Source organism: Pseudomonas sp. (genome assembly GCF_002796985.1).
Taxonomy (GTDB): domain Bacteria; phylum Pseudomonadota; class Gammaproteobacteria; order Pseudomonadales; family Pseudomonadaceae; genus Pseudomonas.
Map to the genome: position 1 here is coordinate 200,582 of NZ_PEKX01000012.1, position 20,001 is coordinate 220,582.

The window sequence follows — 20,001 nt, forward strand, 5'->3', positions numbered from 1 at the left end:
CAAAGAAAAACCCGGCCTAGGCCGGGTTTTTCTCGTCAGCTCAGACCAATTACTTGGCTTGGGCTTCCACTTCGGCTTCTACGCGGCGGTTAACAGCGCGGCCTTCGGCGGTTGCGTTGTCAGCAACCGGACGGGACTCACCGTAACCAACAGCGTTCACACGGCCGCCTTCAACACCGTACTCGTTGACCAGTACGTCACGAACGGCGTTAGCACGACGCTCGGACAGCTTCTGGTTGTAGGCGTCGGTGCCGACGGAGTCGGTGTGGCCTTCAACGGTGGTGGAGGTGGACGGGTACTGCTTCATGAAGTCAGCCAGGTTTTTGATGTCAGCGTAGCTGTTCTCTTTAACCTTGGACTTGTCGAAGTCGAACTTCACGTCCAGCTGAACGCGAACGACTTCGGCAACAGCCGGGCAGCCGTTGGCGTCAACGGTGACGTTGGCCGGGGTGTTCGGGCACTTGTCGACGTTGTCGCAGACGCCGTCGTTGTCGGAGTCGGAGCAGACTTCAGCAACCGGCTCCGGAGCCGGGGCGGCTTTGCCACCACCGAAGTTCATACCAACACCCAGGCCAGCCATCCACTCGCCCTGGTGACCGTTGTCACGCTTCTCCAGACCGTACTGGCCGTCGAGGCTGGCTTTGGCGTAGAAGTTCTCGGTGAAGTAGTACTTCAGACCGGTACCGACCATGGCCATGGTCAGGTTCTGACGGCCACCGTTGTCGGAGTTGATGTTGGTCAGGCTCTGGTGGCCAACGCCGGCGGAAACGTACGGACGCAGGTTGCCAGCACCCGGAGTGCCGAAGTGGTAGATGGCGTCCAGAGTGCTCAGGTTGCCATGGACCTTCTTGTTGCCGGTCTCGTAGGTGCCACGAACGTCGTGGTACTCACCGTAGGACAGAGCCAGCTCGACGTCGTCGGTCAGGAAGTAGCCAACCGAGCCGCCGTACAGATCGGCGTTCTTCATATTGCGGGTGCTGTCGGTGAAGTAGCGCTTGCCGAAAGCCTCGACTTCGACGGCGCCCTGGCCTTGAGCGAACGCATTGACAGCGGCAGTGGCGATCAGCGAGCCAACTACGACGCCTAAGGTGTTCTTCAGTTTCATCCGTTAAATCCCCATCTTGGTGGTCAATAAGTTGTCCTAACCATAGGCTGTACAACTTGGGTGGCAAGTTTATCAGAACTCGCCAAACAGAGAGACAATATTTCCCGGACTAAGATTCCGTCACATTCGAAAACTTTTCTCTCATTCGATCGAGTGCACGTTTGTAGCGCATTTTCGTGGCGCTGAGCCCCATATGCATGATGTCGGCGATTTCCTGGAATTCCAGTTCCGCAACAAATCGAAGCACGAGAATTTCCCGATCAATGGGATTGACATGAACTAGCCAGCGGTCTAGCCCACCTCGCTCTTCGACTTTCGGGGCCTTCTCTTCAGAAGCCTCCTCGATGGGATCCAGACTCAGCGCATCGAGCAATCTGCGTTTGCGCCGCTCCTTCCGATACTGGGTAATGCACTCGTTGTAAGTGATGCTGTACAGCCAGGTCTTGAACTTCGATTTCCCCTCGAAGTTCTTCAGACCATACAGCACCTTGAGCATGACCTCTTGACACACATCATCGGCGTCCCGGTCATTGCCCAGATAGCGCGCACAGACGTTGAAGAGCGTGCGCTGGTAGCGGCGCATCAGCTCTTCATAGGCCCGTGTCACGTGGTAAAGCTCCTCGTGAGAACGCTCCACCAGCTCCTCGTCGGTGAGCTGGCGCGGGTCATAGCGCAAGGACAGTGATTGCGGCTTGTTCAAGTCGGGTCGGGCCAGGTCAAGTCAGCGTCCGGCGCGGCTTTCAGGAAGCCGTGCCGGCAATCGGTCATCATCTTCAGCGACTGGTTACACGCTGATCGAGCAGGATGCGGTTGGCGATCGACACCAACTCACCCTCGTCTGTCAGCAGGATAGTCTTGATGGTACCAATTTCCTCGATGATGCCTTCGACATCCGCGACTTTCACCTGTTGTCCGACCTGATACAGCTCTCGTACGTAAATCCCGGCGATGATCTGTCCCGCCACCTCGCGACTGCCCAGCCCCAGCGCCAGAGCGGCGGCAAGACCAATGGTGATCAGCACGATGGCGATGATGTAGTTCAGCAGGTCGGTCTTCACCTCGAGCTGACCGATCGCCACCGAGATGCTGATGATGATGACCAGCCACTGGGCGACGCGGCCCAGGCCGTTGGAGTACTCCAGACCAACGCCGTCGGCGGCGCCGCGCACCAGGCTGTTGGCCAATTGAGCGAGCAGGATGCCGACGATCAGCACCAGCGCCGCGCCGAACACCTTGGGCAAGTACAGCGCAAGCATGTCCAGGGTCGCCGAGACGCGCTGCAGGCCTAGGGATTCCGCCGCCGAGACGAGGAACACCAGCAACACGAACCAGTAGACGATCTTGCCGATCAGGGTCGACACCGGCACCTGGATGCCGGCGCGCGACAGCAGTTTGGTCAGGCCGGTGCCGGCCATCAGGCGATCGAGGCCAAGTTTGGCAAGCAGCTTGGACAGCAGTGCATCGAGCAGTTTGGCAACGACGAAGCCGAGCAGCACGATCACCAGCGCGGCGAGCAGGTTCGGAATGAACCCGGCCAGCTTGCCCCACAGGGTGTTCATGGCGGTGAGCAGGCTTTGCGTCCAGATGTCGAATTGCATGTTCAGTCGGCCTTGTCAGCGGAAGGGGCGGAATTCTGCGCGTGGCGCGAGACGGGTGCAAGGTGCGCGGCGCCACGACTCACGCCAATGGACAGGGCCTGGAACCAGTGCCCCATCAGGCTGAACAGGTCGCCTGCGCCCACCTGGCGGTTGGCGGTCTTGAGGACGCGATCCAGGCGCGAGTCGTCTCCCGGCTGTTCCGGGGGCATTCGCAGCAGATCGCGCAGGGATTCTTCAAATGGGTCGTGCATGCGCACCTCGCCTGTGTGAGGTGCTTGACGCCCCCACTACCTCAAAAGTCACACCTAGAGCCAACGCAGGCGGCGGAAGATCCACCACTGGAAAGCCACAATCCCGAGAATTGCCACGCAGGCCACGGCGAAGCCGTAGGACGAACCGGAACCGGGAATACCGCCGACGTTGATGCCCAGGAGCCCGGTCACGAAGCTCATGGGCAGGAAAAAGCCGGTGATGATACCAAGCAGGTACATGGTGCGGTTCATCCGTTCGGTAATTCGACGATGTTCGGCTTCCTGGATCAGGCTGATGCGCTCGCGCACCAGCTCCAACTCTTCCAGGTTTCGGGTCAGACGGTTGTACAGCTCGTTCCAGTAGTCGGCGTCGTCGGCCACTGTCCAGGACAGTTTGAACTTGACCATCTGCGAGTAGATTTCCCGCTGCGGCGCCAGGTAGCGGCGCAGACCTGCGGCGCGTCGTCGCAGGGTTCGTAGCTGGTGCTGGTCGGGGATACTGCGCTCGTCTTCTTCGATTGCCTCTTCCATGGCATCGAGTTGGTCGGCGAGGCTGCCGATCAACGTATCGACACGGTCGGTGAGGTAGTGGGCGAGGTACAGCACCACTTCCGAGGCCGTCTTGGGGCCGCGCCCGGCATCCAGGTCCGCGCGCAGGTCAGCCACGGCCTTGAGCGGACGCAAGCGCAGGGAGATAACGCGCTGCGACTCGGCGTAGACGCGCAGCGAAACCATGTCCTCAGGCACGGCGCCAGGGTTCAGGTTGACCCCGCGCAGGAACAGCAGCAAGCGCTCGCCTCCCAGATCCACCAGGCGCGGCCGGGTCGCCTCCTCCAGCAACAGGTCGCAGGCGAACTCATTCAGCCCGCTGGATTCACGCAGCCACAACTGAGCTTCGGGGACGCCGCGATCCCAATGCACCCAGAGGCTTTCCTCGGGCTTGAGATCCAGCAGCGGCAGTTCGCTGCGGGTGATCCGCCGACCGCCGCCATGGCCATCCAGCACGAAGCCGTCGATCAGTCCGCGCTCCGTGCCGCTCTCGTACTGCTGCATGCCCATTTCCTTTGCTCAAGGTCGCTGTCGAAAGGCCCATGAAAAATGCCGGAAGCTTTCGCTTCCGGCATTGACCCGAACCTCAGCTGGAAGGTTCGAATTATTCCGGCATTTTCAACGCTTTAGGCGACACGATAATGCCGTTGTTGTCGGCATAGACGAACTCGCCCGGGCGGAAGGTGATGCCACCGAAGGTCACGGCCACGTTCAGGTCGCCAATGCCGCGCTTGTCGGTCTTCATCGGGTGGCTGGCCAGCGCCTGCACGCCCAGATCAGTCTGCGCGATCACGTCGACATCACGGATGCAGCCGTACACCACGATGCCTTCCCAGCCGCTCTTGGCGGCCTTCTCGGCCAGCATGTCACCCAACAGCGCGCGACGCAGCGAGCCGCCACCATCCACCACCAGCACCTTGCCCTTGCCGTCCTTCTCGACCTGCTCCTTGACCAGCGAGTTGTCCTCGAAGCACTTGATAGTGACGATCTCGCCACCGAAGGAGTCCCGCCCGCCGAAGTTGCTGAACATCGGCTCGACGACCTGGACCAGCTCCGGGTAGGCATCGCACAGATCGGGGGTGACGTAATGCATGGAGACGCTCCTCTTGATGAAATCCGCCAGGGCTTCAGGCCGGGATGTGACCGAAAGCCGCAATGGCGTCACAGTCTACTCCCTGCCGCGCCAAGCTCAAGCCTGCGCCAGAGCCCCCTGCCCTGCCGGCAAGGCGCCGTGCTCCAGCCAATGCTGCAACAATGGCCAGACTTCGCGCTGGGCGCCCTTGCTGACCAGCATCTCGACGTGACCGAAATCCTCGGAGAAGCCCTGGCGCCGCCCCAGATGCAGGTATTCCCGCACGCCGGAGCCGAACTGCTCCAGCAGCTTGCGGCAGGCCCAGGCCGGATCCTGGATATCTCCGTCGGAGCCGATGGCCAGCACCGGTAGGGAAACCTTCTGCAAACCGCCCCACCAATCGTTGTCCTTCTCGCCGAAGCGACCGAACAGGCTGTACCAATGCAGGGTTTCCAGGGCGAGCCCCAGCGGCTCGTCCTCCGGACCGCGCTTGAGCCGCGAACCGGACAGCCCGCCCATGCGCTTGAGCAGGAATCGCCCGCCCCAGGCAATCGGCGGCAGTTTCAGCGGCCAATAGGTGCGACTGACCTGACTGCCGCACAAGGCAATGCTGGCGACCCGGTTCTCATCGAGGTAGCCGCCACCCAGCGCAGCCGCCAGAACGATGCCACCCAGCGAGTGACCGACCCAGTGTGGCGCCTGACAGCTCTGCTCGACCACGAACTCGGCAATGGCCGGCAGGTCGAAGCGGGCGTAGTCCGCCACCCGGTTGCGATCATAGTCGTGGTTGCGCGGTGACAGGCCGTGCCCGCGCATTTCCGCGATCCACACATCAAAGCCAGCGCGTGCCAGGTATGGTCCCAGACCGAGTCCCTTGGGCGAGTACCAGAAGCGCCGGTTGGAGAAACTGCCGTGCAGCAGGATCACCGGCACGCCCCGGCGCTCATCCGGCCGCCCCAGACGGGTAACGGCCAGCTCGACGCTGGAGTCCGGGCTGTTGTTCGGTTTGAGGCGGTAGATGTCCTCGGTGAGGTCACCGCGCAGTTCGGCACTCAGGAGTGCGACGGGGAAAAGTTGACTGCTGCTTTGCATGGAATCGCTTGCATAAAAAAGGGCGGGTGAAATCACCCGCCCTCTTCAGGATGGTGAAGGAACCGTCAGGACTGGCCTTCGGCGAGGAAGAACCAGGTGTCGAGGACCGAGTCGGGGTTCAGCGACACGCTCTCGATGCCCTGCTCCATCAGCCACTTGGCGAGGTCCGGGTGGTCCGACGGGCCCTGGCCGCAGATACCGATGTACTTGCCGGCGCGGTTACAGGCCTGGATGGCGTTGGACAGCAGCTTCTTCACCGCCGGGTTACGCTCGTCGAACAGGTGCGCGACGATGCCCGAGTCACGATCCAGGCCCAGGGTCAGCTGGGTCAGGTCGTTGGAGCCGATGGAGAAGCCATCGAAGAATTCGAGGAACTCGTCAGCCAGCAGGGCGTTGGACGGCAGCTCGCACATCATGATGACGCGCAGGTCGTTCTCGCCACGCTTGAGACCGTTGGTGGCCAGCAGGTCGACAACTTGCGAGGCCTCGCCCAGGGTCCGCACGAACGGCACCATCAGTTCGACGTTGGTCAGGCCCATCTCGTTGCGAACCTTCTTCATCGCGCGGCATTCGAGCTCGAAGCAGTCGCGGAAGGATTCGCTGATGTAGCGCGAGGCGCCACGGAAGCCGAGCATCGGGTTCTCTTCTTCCGGCTCGTAGAGCTTGCCGCCGATCAGGTTGGCGTACTCGTTGGACTTGAAGTCCGACAGACGCACGATGACCTTCTTCGGCCAGAAAGCGGCGGCCAGGGTGCTGACGCCCTCGACCAGCTTCTCGACGTAGAAGCCGACCGGATCGTCATAACCGGCGATGCGCTTCTCGACGCTTTCCTTGATGTCCGCCGGCAGGCTGGAGAAGTTCAGCAGCGCCTTCGGGTGCACGCCGATCATGCGGTTGATGATGAATTCCAGGCGGGCCAGGCCCACACCTTCGTTCGGCAGCTGGGCGAAGTCGAAGGCGCGGTCCGGGTTGCCGACGTTCATCATGATCTTGAACGGAAGATCGGGCATGGCGTCGACCGAGTTCTGACGGATGTCGAAGCCCAGTTCGCCTTCGTAGATCAGGCCGGTGTCGCCTTCGGCGCAGGATACGGTCACGCGCTGGCCATCCTTGAGCGCCGCGGTAGCGTTGCCACAGCCAACGACTGCCGGGATACCCAGTTCACGGGCAATGATCGCGGCGTGGCAGGTTCGGCCGCCACGGTTGGTGACGATGGCGCTGGCGCGCTTCATCACGGGTTCCCAGTCCGGGTCGGTCATGTCGGAGACCAGTACGTCGCCCGGCTGAACCTTGTCCATCTCGGAAACGTCACGAATCACCTTCACCGGGCCTGCGCCGATGCGCTGGCCGATCGCACGACCTTCAACCAGGACCTTGCCTTTTTCCTTGAGCAGGTAGCGTTCCATCACATTGGCGCTGGAACGGCTCTTCACGGTTTCCGGGCGGGCCTGCACGATGTACAGCTTGCCGTCGTCACCGTCTTTGGCCCACTCGATGTCCATCGGACGCTCGTAGTGCTTCTCGATGATCAGGGCCTGCTTGGCCAGCTCGGTCACTTCCGCGTCGGACAGGGCGAAGCGCGCACGATCAGCCTTCTCCACGTCGACCACCTTGACCGATTTGCCGGCCTTGGCTTCGTCGCCGTAGATCATCTTGATCGCCTTGCTGCCCAGGTTGCGACGCAGGATCGCCGGGCGGCCGGCTTCCAGGGTCGGCTTGTGCACGTAGAACTCGTCGGGGTTCACGGCGCCCTGCACCACGGTCTCTCCGAGGCCGTAGGCGCCAGTGATGAACACCACGTCACGGAAACCGGACTCGGTGTCCAGGGTGAACATCACGCCGGCGGTGCCGGTTTCCGAGCGGACCATGCGCTGTACGCCAGCGGACAGGGCGACCAGTTTGTGGTCGAAGCCCTGGTGCACGCGGTAGGCGATGGCACGGTCGTTGAAGAGGGAGGCGAAGACTTCCTTGGCCGCGCGGATCACGTTATCCACGCCGCGGATGTTCAGGAAGGTCTCCTGCTGGCCGGCGAAGGAGGCGTCCGGCAGGTCTTCGGCGGTGGCGGAGGAACGCACGGCCACGGCCATGTTGTCGTTGCTGCCGGCCATCTCGGCGAAGGCCTTGCGAATCTCGGCATCGAGGCGAGTGGGGAACTCGGCGTCCATTACCCACTGGCGGATCTGCGCGCCGGTCTTGGCCAGGGCGTTGACGTCATCCACATCGAGGGCGTCGAGGGCCGCATGGATGCGCTCGTTCAGGCCGCTCTGCTCGAGGAAGTCACGGTAGGCCTGGGCGGTAGTGGCGAAGCCACCCGGTACGGAAACGCCGGCACCGGCGAGGTTACTGATCATTTCGCCCAGGGATGCGTTCTTGCCCCCCACATGTTCGACATCGTGGACGCCGAGCTTATCGAGGGAAACTACGTACTCTACCAAGGTGATCTCTCCACTAGGTGTTGGAAAAGGTCATACACGTCGGGGCGGCCCCACCCTGTCTGGCCGGAGCCGGAAAAATGGGTGAGAATGCCCCGGCAAAGGGCCTTGCAAACGCGGGGCCTATCATAACCAGGATTCGATCCTACCTATAAGGCCCGCAGCGCACATGAAACGAACTGCATTTTTCATTTCCGACGGCACCGGCATCACTGCCGAAACCCTCGGCCAGAGCCTTCTGGCGCAGTTCGAGAACATCAACTTCACCAAACTGACGCGACCTTACATCGATACCGAAGAAAAGGCGCGCGTCATGGTACAGCAAATCAACCGGGCTGCGGAGGCGGACGGGGCGAGACCGATCATCTTCGATACCATCGTCAATCGTGAGATCCGCTCGGTCCTGGCGCAATCCAACGGTTTCATGATTGACATCTTCTCGACCTTTTTGTCCCCGCTCGAGCAAGAATTATCCTCAGACTCATCGTATTCCGTCGGAAAATCCCACAGCATCGGCCACAACCCGCACTACATGGAGCGGATCGATGCGGTGAACTTCGCCCTCGATAACGACGACGGCGCCCGCACCCATTATTACGACAAGGCCGACCTGATCCTGGTCGGTGTGTCGCGCTCGGGCAAGACCCCGACCTGCCTTTATATGGCGTTGCAGTACGGCATCCGCGCGGCGAACTATCCGCTGACTGAAGAAGACATGGAGCGCCTGCAACTGCCCAATGCGCTCAAGCCTTACAAGCACAAGCTGTTCGGCCTGACCATCGATCCCGAACGGCTCACTTCCATCCGCAATGAACGCAAGCCCAACAGCCGCTACGCCAGCTTCGCCCAGTGCGAGTTCGAGGTCCGCGAGGTGGAGAACCTGTTCCGCCGCGAGAACATCGCCTATATCAACTCCACCCATTTCTCCGTGGAAGAAATTTCCGCGAAGATCCTCGTCGAAAAGGGTGTGGAACGCCGGCTAAAGTAACGGCTTCCGCTCGGCAAATCGCCCCAACCGACGGTCGGCAATACCGGCCGTTCGACTTTCTGCAGCCTCTCGCGAGTACGCCTATCATTCTCTGAACCCGCGTTTTACCCGTGGCAGTTTTCACGGATCGGGCATTCCCGGCACAGGAGAGCGCCATGCGAGAATGTCAGTACCTGATTCTGGTTGCCTTGTTGGTGGTGGCAGGTTGCGACTCGGGCGACAAGCCCGGCGCCAAGGCCGCTACGCCTGCCCCCTCACCCGCCAGCCAGCCCGCCGCCCCCACACCACCACCAGCGCCCCCGCCGGCACCGGCACCGGCAACGCCTGCCCCAGCGGCAGCACCGACGGCCCCCTCCCAGACGGTGTTCACCGTCGAGGAGCTGGACCAGATGCTCGCCCCGCTAGCGCTGTATCCCGACTCGCTGCTGGCGCAGGTGCTGATGGCGACCACCTACCCCGGCAACGTGGCCGATGCTGCGGCCTGGTCAAAAGCTCACCCCAAAGCGGTGGGCGATGATGCGGTGAAGCAGGTCGCCGACCAGCCGTGGGACCCAAGCGTCCAGTCCCTGGTCGCCTTCCCCCTGGTGCTGGCGACGCTGGGGCAGGACCCGGTCTGGGTGCAACGCGTCGGCGATGCCTTCCTGGCCCAGCCCGAGGCGGTGATGGATTCGATCCAGCGCCTGCGCCGCCAGGCCCAGGCCGCCGGCAATCTGCAGTCGAACGAACAGCAGACCGTCACCCTCAAGCCTGCCGCCCAGCCCGCCCCGGCACAACCGGCTTCCGGCGGGGATACCGTTGTGGTGCAGCAACCGGCACCGGCGCAGACGATCATCATCGAGCCGACCGATCCGCAGGTGGTCTACGTCCCCAGCTATAACCCCACGCAGGTCTATGGCACTTGGGCGTACCCGTCCAGCCCTCCGGCCTACTACCCGCCGCCGCCCGAATATCCTGTTGCCACCGCGCTGGCCACCGGCTTGGCGTTCGGCGCAGGTGTCGCTATCGTCGGTTCGCTCTGGGGCGACTGCGACTGGGATGACCATGAGATCGACGTCGACGTGGAGCACCACAACGACTTCAATCGCAACGTCAACGTCAACCGCGAGTTCAACAGCAACCGGAACATCAACGGCAACCGCACCAAGTGGCAGCACAACCCGACCTACCGCAATGGCGTGCCCTACCGCGACGCCACCAGTCGCGCGCAGTACAACCGCCGCCTCGCTGGTGGCGAGCAGCGCGAAGCAATGCGCGGCTTCGACTCGAACCGCGCGCAGGAGCGCGCGCAGGCCAGGGAAAGCCTGACCCAACGAGGCATTGCCCCGCCGGCGGCGAACAACATGCAGGCCCGCGAGCGTGCCCAGGCAGCGACTCGCGACCTGCGGGACAATCCGCAGGCCCTCCAGCGCGCACAGCAAGGCAACCGCGAAGCTCGCGACAACGCCCAAGCTCGTGAACGTGCGCAGGCCGCCACCCGCGAACTGAACCGCACTCCCGACAACCGTCAGCGTGCCCAGAACATGGCGCAGAACCGCAATAGCCAAACGCAGCAGCGGCCACGCGTGCAGAACAACCAGCAGATCCGCCAACAGGCGCGCCAGCAGCACGCCCGCACACAGGCCCCGCGCAATAATGCCTTCGCCGGCGCCAACAACCCGAGGCAGTCCCGCGAGCTCGCCAACCGCGGCCAGGCCAGCCGAGCCGTCGCCAGCCGTCCGCAGGCGGCGCGTGCCGGCCACACCGTACAACGCCCTGCCCGCGCGCTTTCCGGCGGCGGCCGGCACCGCTAGGAGACGAGCCATGCCTATCGCATCGCGCCTGCTGGCGCTCGCCCTCCTGGGCACCCTGTCCTGCGGTCTGCTGGCGCAGGAAAGCTTCCCTACCCCTGACGCAGCCGCCGACGCCTTCATCGCCGCACTGGGCACCGAAAAGGCCGATCCCGAGCGCCTGGCCGCGCTGCTGGGTAAGGACTGGCACAGCTATATCCCTACCGAAGGCATAGACCGCGCCGAAGTAGACGCCTTCCTCGCCCACTACAAGAACAAGCACCAGATCGAGAAGGACAACCCTCACCTGGCCCACCTGGTGGTCGGCAACGATCCCTGGACCCTGCCCCTGCCAATCGTCCACGAGAAGAACGGCTGGGCCTTCAATGCCAAAGCTGGCGGTGAAGAAATCCGCATCCGCCGCATAGGTCGCAATGAAGAGGCGACGCTTGACGCCGTGCAGGCTTACCACGATGCACAGATGGACTTTGCCGAAGTCGATCACAACGGTGACGGAGTATTGGAATACGCGCAGAAGTTCGTCAGCAGCGACGGCCAGCACGACGGCCTGTACTGGCCGGAAGAGGAAGGCGGCGAGGAGAGCCCGCTCGGCCCGCTGTTCGGCGACGAACTCCCCGGTGATGGCTGGCATGGCTACCACTATCGCATCCTCACCGCCCAGGGCCCCTCGGCGCCAGGCGGTGCCTATGACTACCTGATCGGCGGCAAGATGACCCGCGGCTTCGCCCTGGTCGCCTGGCCGGTGAAGTACGGCGACACCGGCGTCATGAGTTTCATGATCAGCCATGACGGCGAGATCTTCTCCAAGAACCTCGGCCCGGAGAGTGGCAAGATCGCCATGAAGCTGAGCCGCTTCGACCCGGACAGCAGTTGGACCGAGATCAGCGTACCGCAAGAGAAACCCTGACCCTCGCGCCGCCGGCCGCCTTGCGGCCGGCGGCGCCCAGGGCGTCCGTCGCTCGCCCCGATTCCTGGCGAGCGAGCACACGCCTGTCATGCGCTTGCAACAAATACCCTGCCAAGACACCAACCGACTGTCGCCAGCGAAAAACCACATGATAGAATTCGCCGCGCTATTGCCTGGCGTCACCAGGCCCCGTCGGCTGGCATGCCGGCCAAGACCAGAGGGGTGACGACCGGGGCGTTCATTTTCAAGGCTTTGCGGCCACTCACTCATCAAGGCCCATGCGACTCAAGCCCACTGCCCTGCTCCTCTTCCTGAGCATCTTCCTGCTCCCCGGCATCAGCGCCGCTGCCGGCAAGACGGTCTATGGCCTGAACGAATACGCGCAGATCAACGACCTGGGCATCGAACTGGCCGCCAAGCTCGACACCGGCGCCAAGACCGCTTCCCTCAGCGCCCGCGACATCAAGCGCTTCAAGCGTGACGGTGAGACCTGGGTGCGTTTCTACCTGGCCACCGACACCGCCGACAGCCAGCCGATCGAGAAGCCCCTGGCGCGCATCAGCAAGATCAAGCGCCGCCACGGCGACTACAACCCCGACGAAGGCAAGGCCTACACCGCGCGACCGGTGATCGAGCTTCAGCTGTGCATGGGCAAGGCCCTGCGCACCATCGAAGTGAACCTTACTGACCGCAGCGCCTTCCAATACCCGCTTCTGATCGGCTCCGACGCGCTCAAGCGCTTCGGAGCCCTGGTCGACCCGAGCCTGAAATACGCTGCCGGCAAGCCCGGCTGCCAACCCGTAGCGAAACCTGCCGAGTAATCCCATGCGCTCTCTTACCCTGCATCTGAAGGTCCTGATCGCCATCCTGCTGACGCTGGGCGTCGCGATCACCGCCTACCAGATCTTCGTCCTCGGCATCCCCATGACCGAGGCCGAGACCGACGACCTGTGGAACATCGACGCCAAGGTCGAGTTCGTCGCCACGCCGAAAACTCCGGTGAAGGTGCAGATGTTCGTGCCCCCCCTGGCGCAGGGTTACGTCAGCCTTAACGAGAGCTTCGTCTCGAACAACTACGGCGTGGGCATCAACCGCTCCGACGGTAACCGCAAGGTGACCTGGTCCTCGCGTCGCGCCAGCGGCCAGCAGACGCTCTACTACCGCCTGGTGCTGACCAAGCGCTATGCCGGCGCCACCGAAAAGGCCAAGGAAAAGGGCCCGATCTTCCGCGACAGCCTGCCCCTGGAAGGCCCGGACAAGATCGCCGCCGAAGCCCTGATCGCGCCCATCCGCCAGCATTCGGCGGACGTCGAGACCTTCGTCAGCGAAGCCATCAAGCGCGCCAACAACCTCAACGATGACAACGTGAAGCTGCTGCTGGCCGGCGACACCAGCCTGGACAAGCGCTCCCACGTGGTCGAAACCCTGCTCGCGGTGGCCCACGTACCGCTGGAGCGCGTGCACACCATCCGCCTGATCGCCAACCAGCCGCAGCAGCCCGAACTCTGGCTGCGCAGCTACAACGGCAAGGAATGGCTGTACTTCAACCCGGAAACCGGCGAACGCGGCCTGCCCAACGACCGCCTGATCTGGTGGCTGGGTGACGAGAGCCTGCTGTCCATCGAAGGTGGCAAGAAGGCCCAGGTCAGCTTCAGCCTGAACAGCAGCGAGATGAACGCCATCCGCCTGGCCAAGCTGTCGGACGAGAACACCGACGCGGCCTTCCTCGAGTACTCGCTGTACGGCCTGCCGCTGTCCACCCAGCAGACCTTCCAGATCATGATCATGATCCCGTTCGGCGTGCTGGTGATCCTGGTGCTGCGCAACCTGATCGGCCTGCAGACCCTGGGTACCTTCACCCCGGTGCTGATCGCCCTGGCCTTCCGCGAGACCGGCCTGCAGTGGGGTATCGGCCTGTTCACCGTGATCACCGCGCTGGGCCTGTCGCTACGCTCGTACCTGGAACACCTGAAGTTGCAGATGCTGCCGCGCCTGTCGGTGGTCCTGACCTTCGTGGTCGTGATGATCGCCGCCATCAGCCTGCTCAGCCACAAGCTCGGCTTCGAGAGCGGCCTGTCGGTCGCCCTGTTCCCGATGGTGATCCTGACCATGAGCATCGAACGCCTGTCGATCACCTGGGAGGAGCGCGGCGCCGCCCACGCCATGAAGGCTGCCATCGGCACCCTGTTCGCCGCCGCCCTGGCGCACATCCTGATGCGTGTACCGGAGCTGGTGTACTTCGTGTTCACCTTCCCGGCCGTGCTGCTGATCCTGGTGTCGTTCATGCTGGCGATGGGTCGCTACCGCGGCTACCGCCTGACCGAACTGTTCCGCTTCAAAGCCTTCCTCAAGGACTAAGCCATGTTCGGCCTGATCAAGCGATGGAAAGCCCTGGAAGCCAAAGGCATCATGGGCATCAACCGACGCAACGCGGACTACGTGCTCAAGTACAACCAGCGGCACCTGTACCCGATCGTCGATGACAAGATCATCACCAAGCAGCGCGCCATCGAGGCGGGTATCCACGTACCGGAAATGTACGGGATCATCTCCACCGAGAAGGAGATCGAACGCCTGCCGGAGATCATCGGCGAGCGCAGCGACTTCGTCATCAAGCCGGCGCAGGGCGCCGGCGGCGACGGCATCCTGGTGATCGCCGACCGCTTCGAGGAGCGCTACAAGACGGTCTCCGGACGGATCATCAGCCATGAGGAAATCGAGCACCAACTGTCGAGCATCCTCACCGGCCTGTACTCCCTGGGCGGCCACCGCGACCGCGCGCTGATCGAGTACCGGGTCACCCCGGACCAGATCTTCAAGAGCATCAGCTACGAAGGCGTGCCGGACATCCGCATCATCGTGCTGATGGGCTACCCGGTGATGGCGATGCTGCGCCTGCCAACCCGCCAGTCCAACGGCAAGGCCAACCTGCACCAGGGCGCCATCGGCGTCGGTGTGGACCTGGCCACCGGCCTGACCCTGCGCGGCACCTGGCTGAACAACAAGATCAGCAAGCACCCGGACACCACCAACGCGGTGGACGGCGTGCAGTTGCCCAACTGGGACGGTTTCATGAAGCTCGCTGCTGGCTGCTACGAACTGTGTGGCCTGGGCTACATCGGCGTGGACATGGTGCTGGACCAGGACAAGGGCCCGCTGATCCTGGAGCTCAACGCTCGCCCCGGCCTGAACATCCAGATCGCCAACGACTGCGGCCTGACCCTGCGCACCCATGCCGTCGAAGCACACATCGCCGAGATGGAAGCCAAGGGCGTGAAGGAAACCGTGGAAGAGCGCGTGCGCTTCTCCCAGCAGTTGTTTGGCCACGTGCACCCGAAGGAAGTCTGAGGCGCCCTGCCCCATGAAAAAGCCCGGCAAATGCCGGGCTTTTTCATGGGTGGAGGATTCCCACTGTAGGAGCGAGCTTGCTCGCGAACCGCCCCCCACCTCGACATCACCGGAGAGTCCGTTCGCGAGCAAGCTCGCTTCTACGAAGAGCAAGAGCAGCCCGGTGCAATAGGATCAGCGCACCACCGCCAGCTCGAAGCCACCCTGGTCGCCATGTTCGCGCACCTTCATGCCCGCCTCGTTGACCGCCAGGTTTTCCAGCGGGCGCTTGTAGGGCTTGTTGTCGAGGGTCTGCAGGCTGCGGTCCTCGTCGGTGGTGAGCAGCAGCACGTAACGTTCGCCCTGGTTGGCGCGCACCGGGATGGTCCCTTCGATGAAGGCGTAGCGGTACCAGGTTTCCGGATTCAGCTTGTACACCGCGTCACTCACCAGCCGGGTCGGACGTTTCTGCTCATCGAGGAACAGCAGCGACGGATAGACCACCTGGTGGTTGGCGAAGCTGCGCACGCGCAGGCCGTAGACGCGCTGGGAACTGGGCAGCTTCATCGCCACGAAGTAGCTCTTGCCCATGGGGAAATCGAAGCTCGGCGAGAACTTGTTCAGTTCCTCGTAGCGCGGTTCGTCCGAGGTCAGCTCGGTGAAGTCGCCATCGCCCATCTGATCGCAGCAGCGCCGTTGCAGGTCGACGTAGAGATCGTCCAGCGTCTTGCCGCTGCCCTTGAGCAGCGCCTTCATCGCATCGGTCTGTTCGCCCATGCCGTCGAGCCCCGGCAGGTTGCTCGGGCGCCCTTTCAGGTCGATCTGCCGGCCCTCGGTGAAGGCGATATTGCTACCCCCTTGCTCGCCCCGGCGGAAGGTCTCCGCGCGCTGCTCGCCGGTGATCGGCGAATTACGGATCTGGCCCTTGTCATCGACCCAAGTGAAGTACGGGTTGCCATTCTCACTGCGGACGAAGCCACGGTCCTCATAGGATTCGGCGTCGATGTACTCGGCAGAGTGATCGCCATTGGGCAGCACATAGTCCGCACGCCCCGGCGCTACCTGGCCGGCGGCGTAGAAGCTGTTCTGCAGGTTGCCCTGGGCATCGACCCAGGTGAAATAGCGACGCTTGCTCTCCCCCGCTGGCCGGCTACCCGGCCACTGGGTGGCGCTGAGGTCGATCATCCGCGCGCGGTCGCTCCGATCGATGCGCTGGTCGGCCTGGCGTTGTTGCTTGGCGTAACTGGCGTCGACGAAGGTGTTGTGCACCCGGCCGCTGTCGTCGATCCACGACAGGTAGCGGCCGCTGGCGGCCTGCGCCGATGCGCTGAGGCCGGCGGCGGCGATGCAGGAAATCAGGAGGGTCAGCCTGCCCATGTTCATGCCCTCAGAAGGTGGTGCGGTAAGTCATGGCGAAGACGTAGGCCTTCACCGTGGTGCTGACGTCAAGGCCGGCATAGGGGTTGTAGACCAGGTTATCGATGCCGGTGCAGTTGAGGTTGCAGCTGGTGCCCGCCTTGATGCTCTGCTTGGAGATGAAGTAGTTGAAGCCCAGGTCGATCACCGTGTCCTTGTCCCACTGGTAGCCCAGGCCGAGACCGTAGAGATCGGCGTCACCGATGGGCACCAGGGCGTCGGCCTTGTCCTTGGGAATCGCCGAGGGCCGGTACTCGTAGCCGGCGCGCAGTTGCAGGCGGTCGTTGACGTCGTACTGCATGCCCATCGCATAGCTCCAGGTGTCCTGGTAACCACGGTCGAGGATGATGCTGTGGTCGGTGGCGCCGTTGGGGGCGAAGTTCTTGGCGATGCGCAGCAGGTCGAGCTCCTTGTCGAACTCGATTTCCAGGTTGTTCCAGTCGCTGTAGTCGGTCCACTTCAGGTCGAAGTTGAACTGCCACTTGTCGAACGGGCGCACCTTGATCCCGGTGGAGAAGCTGTCCGGGTTGACCATGTTCAGCGTCGCTACGCCGTGCTCCTCCTCCGCGTTGCCGTAGGGGAACAGCGGGCTGAGGAAGGCGCCGAAGATCGAGCTCTGCATGCCGGACCAGAAGCCCTGCCAGTCCTTGGTGTAGTCGACGCGGTATTTGCCCTTGAGGTGCATGCGCGACTCGCTCTGGTAAGTCGCACCCCAGGCGAACCAGTCGTACGGCTCCCAGAGCACGCCGAGGTTGTAACTGGGCGAGAGGCTCTGCTGCATGTCCAGCTTGAGGTTGGCCAGCGAGTCGTAGGGGCCGATGCGCCCGCCGCAGACGTTGAACACCAGCTCGACGATTTCCTGCGCGCCGGGCACACAGGTGGTGTCGTGCAGGGTCTGCAGCAGGCCAGTGAGCAGGCCGGGGTTGCGAAAGTCGGTGTCCAGCGCCATGGCCTGGTGCGAGAAGCCGATGCTCAGCCCCACCGACAGGTCGTTGTTGACCTCGTACCCCACCGAGGGCGAGAAGTAGGTGATGCGCTGCAGCGACACGCGGCGCCCTTCGAAGCGCGCCGGGTCGCTGTCCGAATCTCGCGAGTAGCCCAGCGCCTGGGGCGCGTAGACGTTGGTGGCGAAGGTGAACTTGGAGCCCGGCGGGTTGATCGACAGGCCCGCCAGCGGTGCCACCAGCAACGGCATATCGGTCATGCCGCCGAGGCCCGGCAGGTACATGGTCGGGGTCAGGGTGCGGCTGTTCTCTCCGGCCACCGGATCGTCGTCCAGGCCGAAAGCAGAGGAGCCGTAGTTCGGCGGAGCCTTGAAGCCGGCGCGGATGTCCATCACCCCGGTGATCAGCTTGAGCTGAGTCTGGCGTCCCTTGAGCTTGGTCAGGGCGGCGGGGTTGTAGTGCACCGCGTCGATGCCCGTGGAATCCGCCGTGACCGCGTTGGCCATGGCCATGGCCTTGGGGTTGCCGATGGTCAGATCGTTGGCCAGTTGGGCGTTGGCGAGCGTCGCCCAGCCAAACCCTACCCCTGCCATCGCCACCGCGAGGGGCGAAATGCGCATTGTCATGTGGTAGTCGCTCGTCGGTTACTGGGCTTTGAGGCCTTGGATATCCAGGGGCAGGGAAACCCCCAGCAGTACATCCGGCGAGTCTTCGGTCAGACCGAAACCGGCGTTCACGTTGACGATGTAATCCGGCGATGTTCGCAGGCCGAGCGAGAAGTTCATGATCGCGCTGGTCTGCTCGGGCGCCTCGACCGTGCGGTCGTTGAAGTAGTACTTGTTCTTGAACGAGTAGGCCATCTGGTAGGAGGTGGCCAGGGAGACGTCGTAGGACAGCGCGTAGGCCATGCCCATGGCGAAGTTGACGGTATCGCCCGGCGCCACCTTCTCCAGCTCTTCGCCGTACTGGTTCTGGTGGATGTCATCGACCTTCATGTTGTAGGTGTAACCCAGCGAGCCGTAGAGCACGACCGGGTCGATCACGTAGGACATGTTGGCCCCGGCACCGAGGCTGTAGAAGCCGTTGCCGGTGGACAGGTCGTCCTGCACGTTGCCCTTGTACGGGCTGTCGCCAGTGGGCAGGCCGAGGGTTGCGTAAAGCGTGGTGACCGGGCGGCCGCGGCGCGTAGCCCAGGGCTGCCAGCGCAGGGTTCCGGAGACGTCGCCCAGGCTGTAGGCATGGATGTCGCGCTCGGTGTCGTACTTGGCTACGAACGGCAAGCGCATGCTGAAGGTCAGGTTGTCCCAGATGCCGTAGTCGAAGGTGAAGGAGTTGGTGAAGGTGTGTTGCGCCTCGCTCTGGGCCAGCACGCTGTAAACGTTCTCACCGCTGCGCACGGCTTGCAGGCGCGTGTCGCGCATCATGGTGTAGTCGAAGCCGTAGGTCAGCTGACGCTCACCCTTCTTGAGCAGGGTGTAGCTCTTCTCGGCGGCCTGGAACACCTGCTCCAGCGCCTTGGCGCTGTCGGCATCGGTGTCCTTCTTGGCCAGCGCGTCACGCGCGTCGTCGGTTGTCGCTTCTTCGGCCAGTGCGCCGGTATTTACCAGCAAGGCCAGAGCGGCAACGCACGCAAACCCCTTCAAATCCATGTTGCTATCCCCTGGTCTTGTTCTTATTCGTATGGGCCGATCGGACAATCACTTGCGCCGGATGTACTGGACATCCCCCTTGGTAGCGGCTTCGCCAATCTGGTTCTGGGTGAGCTTGCTCATCTCCGGGAACTCGCGGAACGCCAGCAGGCTGACGGTGCGGTCGTCCACCAGGCGCAGGTCGGCCTCGCGCAGCTCCAGGGCGTTCTTGGGCTCCTGGCCGCTGGGGTAGATGACGAAGAGCACGTTCTGGTCCCAGATCGCTTCGAAACGGGCGCGGGTGAAACTGATGTTGCCCAAGGCGGGATCGGCAACGAATACGTGGTCGTTGTAGACATCGCGGACCACGACGAAATGCTTGAAACCGGCATAGTGGATCGGCACCAGCGCCGGGTGTTCGAGCGAGTCCAGGTCGGAGAACTCGGCACGGAAGCCGCCACTCTTGTAGCCAAGGGCTGCGGCGTAGCGCTTCATGTCCAGAAGCGAGAAGCCACGGCGCTGGACGATCTTGTCGGCCTCGCCGTACTTGATCAGGCCTTCCATGACCTGACGCTCTTCCAGGTTGCGCCCCAGGTAGTAATCCAGCAGCGTGGTCAGCGCCGCCGAACCGCAGCTGTAGTCGTAGGCCTGGCGGATGACGTTGCGGAACTGCACCTGACTCATCGGTTCAAGCTGGACCGATTCGCGGAAGGGACCGTTGGGCGTGAGCGGCTGCGAGATATTCACTGTGCCCTGCTGTTGCGGCTTGGTATCCACGGCCTGGGTAAAACCGAACAGGCCCAACAGGCTTCCCAGCAGAATCTCGAACATCCCACCCCTCTCTTCAATATTGGAAGTCAATCCTGGAAGACCCTTGCCGGCGAAAGCCGGCAAGGGGTACTGCG

General features: G+C 63.0%; 18 protein-coding genes. 6 read left to right on the forward strand and 12 right to left on the reverse strand.

Translation table 11 applies throughout. The features are described from left to right. Positions 1-49 precede the first annotated feature (49 nt). From CTR55_RS18615 to ppsA, 8 genes are all read right to left on the reverse strand, one after another. Positions 50-1,105 (reverse strand): OmpA family protein, encoded by a 1,056-nt coding sequence (locus CTR55_RS18615; protein WP_296288301.1) that lies wholly within the window; start codon positions 1,103-1,105, stop codon positions 50-52. A 109-nt stretch (positions 1,106-1,214) separates the two neighbouring features. Then, on the reverse strand, positions 1,215-1,805 hold the full coding sequence (gene sigX / locus CTR55_RS18620; protein WP_138216354.1) for an RNA polymerase sigma factor SigX: 591 nt from the start codon (positions 1,803-1,805) through the stop codon (positions 1,215-1,217). Between the two features lie 73 nt (positions 1,806-1,878). After that, positions 1,879-2,703, reverse strand: coding sequence for a mechanosensitive ion channel domain-containing protein (locus CTR55_RS18625; RefSeq protein ID WP_017516811.1), 825 nt, complete (start codon positions 2,701-2,703; stop codon positions 1,879-1,881). Between the two features lie 2 nt (positions 2,704-2,705). Then, entirely contained in the window at positions 2,706-2,954 is a 249-nt protein-coding gene (locus CTR55_RS18630) for a hypothetical protein (RefSeq protein WP_017516812.1), read from the reverse strand. A gap of 54 nt (positions 2,955-3,008) precedes the next feature. Further along, positions 3,009-4,007: a zinc transporter ZntB gene (locus tag CTR55_RS18635; protein WP_296288302.1), complete on the reverse strand. Its 999-nt coding sequence runs from the start codon at positions 4,005-4,007 to the stop codon at positions 3,009-3,011. A 100-nt stretch (positions 4,008-4,107) separates the two neighbouring features. Then, entirely contained in the window at positions 4,108-4,596 is a 489-nt protein-coding gene (rraA, locus tag CTR55_RS18640; RefSeq protein WP_024765711.1) for a ribonuclease E activity regulator RraA, read from the reverse strand. 96 nt (positions 4,597-4,692) lie between these two features. Beyond that, positions 4,693-5,667 (reverse strand): alpha/beta fold hydrolase, encoded by a 975-nt coding sequence (locus CTR55_RS18645; RefSeq protein WP_296288303.1) that lies wholly within the window; start codon positions 5,665-5,667, stop codon positions 4,693-4,695. Between the two features lie 65 nt (positions 5,668-5,732). Next, complete coding sequence (ppsA, locus tag CTR55_RS18650) at positions 5,733-8,102, reverse strand: phosphoenolpyruvate synthase (protein WP_296288304.1); 2,370 nt, start codon at positions 8,100-8,102, stop codon at positions 5,733-5,735. 166 nt (positions 8,103-8,268) lie between these two features. Here ppsA and CTR55_RS18655 point away from each other — a divergent pair, with 166 nt between their 5' ends. From CTR55_RS18655 to CTR55_RS18680, 6 genes are all read left to right on the forward strand, one after another. Further along, a complete protein-coding gene (locus tag CTR55_RS18655; RefSeq protein WP_296288305.1) occupies positions 8,269-9,087 on the forward strand; it encodes a pyruvate, water dikinase regulatory protein in 819 nt (272 codons plus the stop codon). Between the two features lie 155 nt (positions 9,088-9,242). Then, the gene (locus CTR55_RS18660) at positions 9,243-10,877 is read left to right on the forward strand and encodes a DUF3300 domain-containing protein (protein ID WP_296288306.1); all 1,635 of its coding nucleotides are present in this window, start codon (positions 9,243-9,245) and stop codon (positions 10,875-10,877) included. A 10-nt stretch (positions 10,878-10,887) separates the two neighbouring features. Continuing rightward, complete coding sequence (locus CTR55_RS18665) at positions 10,888-11,781, forward strand: DUF2950 domain-containing protein (RefSeq protein WP_296288307.1); 894 nt, start codon at positions 10,888-10,890, stop codon at positions 11,779-11,781. Positions 11,782-12,059: 278 nt separating this feature from the next. Then, on the forward strand, positions 12,060-12,602 hold the full coding sequence (locus tag CTR55_RS18670; protein WP_296288308.1) for an ATP-dependent zinc protease: 543 nt from the start codon (positions 12,060-12,062) through the stop codon (positions 12,600-12,602). 4 nt (positions 12,603-12,606) lie between these two features. Further along, positions 12,607-14,139, forward strand: a complete 1,533-nt coding sequence (locus CTR55_RS18675; protein WP_296288309.1) for an inactive transglutaminase family protein — start codon at positions 12,607-12,609, stop codon at positions 14,137-14,139. Positions 14,140-14,142: 3 nt separating this feature from the next. Further along, on the forward strand, positions 14,143-15,129 hold the full coding sequence (locus CTR55_RS18680) for an alpha-L-glutamate ligase-like protein (protein ID WP_296288310.1): 987 nt from the start codon (positions 14,143-14,145) through the stop codon (positions 15,127-15,129). 174 nt (positions 15,130-15,303) lie between these two features. Here CTR55_RS18680 and CTR55_RS18685 read toward each other — a convergent pair whose 3' ends face one another. From CTR55_RS18685 to CTR55_RS18700, 4 genes are read right to left on the reverse strand one after another with little or no spacing between them, the layout of a single operon-like run. Next, complete coding sequence (locus CTR55_RS18685; RefSeq protein ID WP_296288311.1) at positions 15,304-16,485, reverse strand: MalM family protein; 1,182 nt, start codon at positions 16,483-16,485, stop codon at positions 15,304-15,306. A gap of 10 nt (positions 16,486-16,495) precedes the next feature. Continuing rightward, positions 16,496-18,094, reverse strand: a complete 1,599-nt coding sequence (locus CTR55_RS18690; protein ID WP_296288312.1) for an outer membrane protein transport protein — start codon at positions 18,092-18,094, stop codon at positions 16,496-16,498. 18 nt (positions 18,095-18,112) lie between these two features. Continuing rightward, positions 18,113-19,117, reverse strand: coding sequence for a transporter (locus tag CTR55_RS18695; RefSeq protein WP_296288313.1), 1,005 nt, complete (start codon positions 19,115-19,117; stop codon positions 18,113-18,115). A 48-nt stretch (positions 19,118-19,165) separates the two neighbouring features. Further along, positions 19,166-19,927 (reverse strand): C39 family peptidase, encoded by a 762-nt coding sequence (locus CTR55_RS18700; protein WP_296288314.1) that lies wholly within the window; start codon positions 19,925-19,927, stop codon positions 19,166-19,168. Positions 19,928-20,001: the final 74 nt, after the last annotated feature.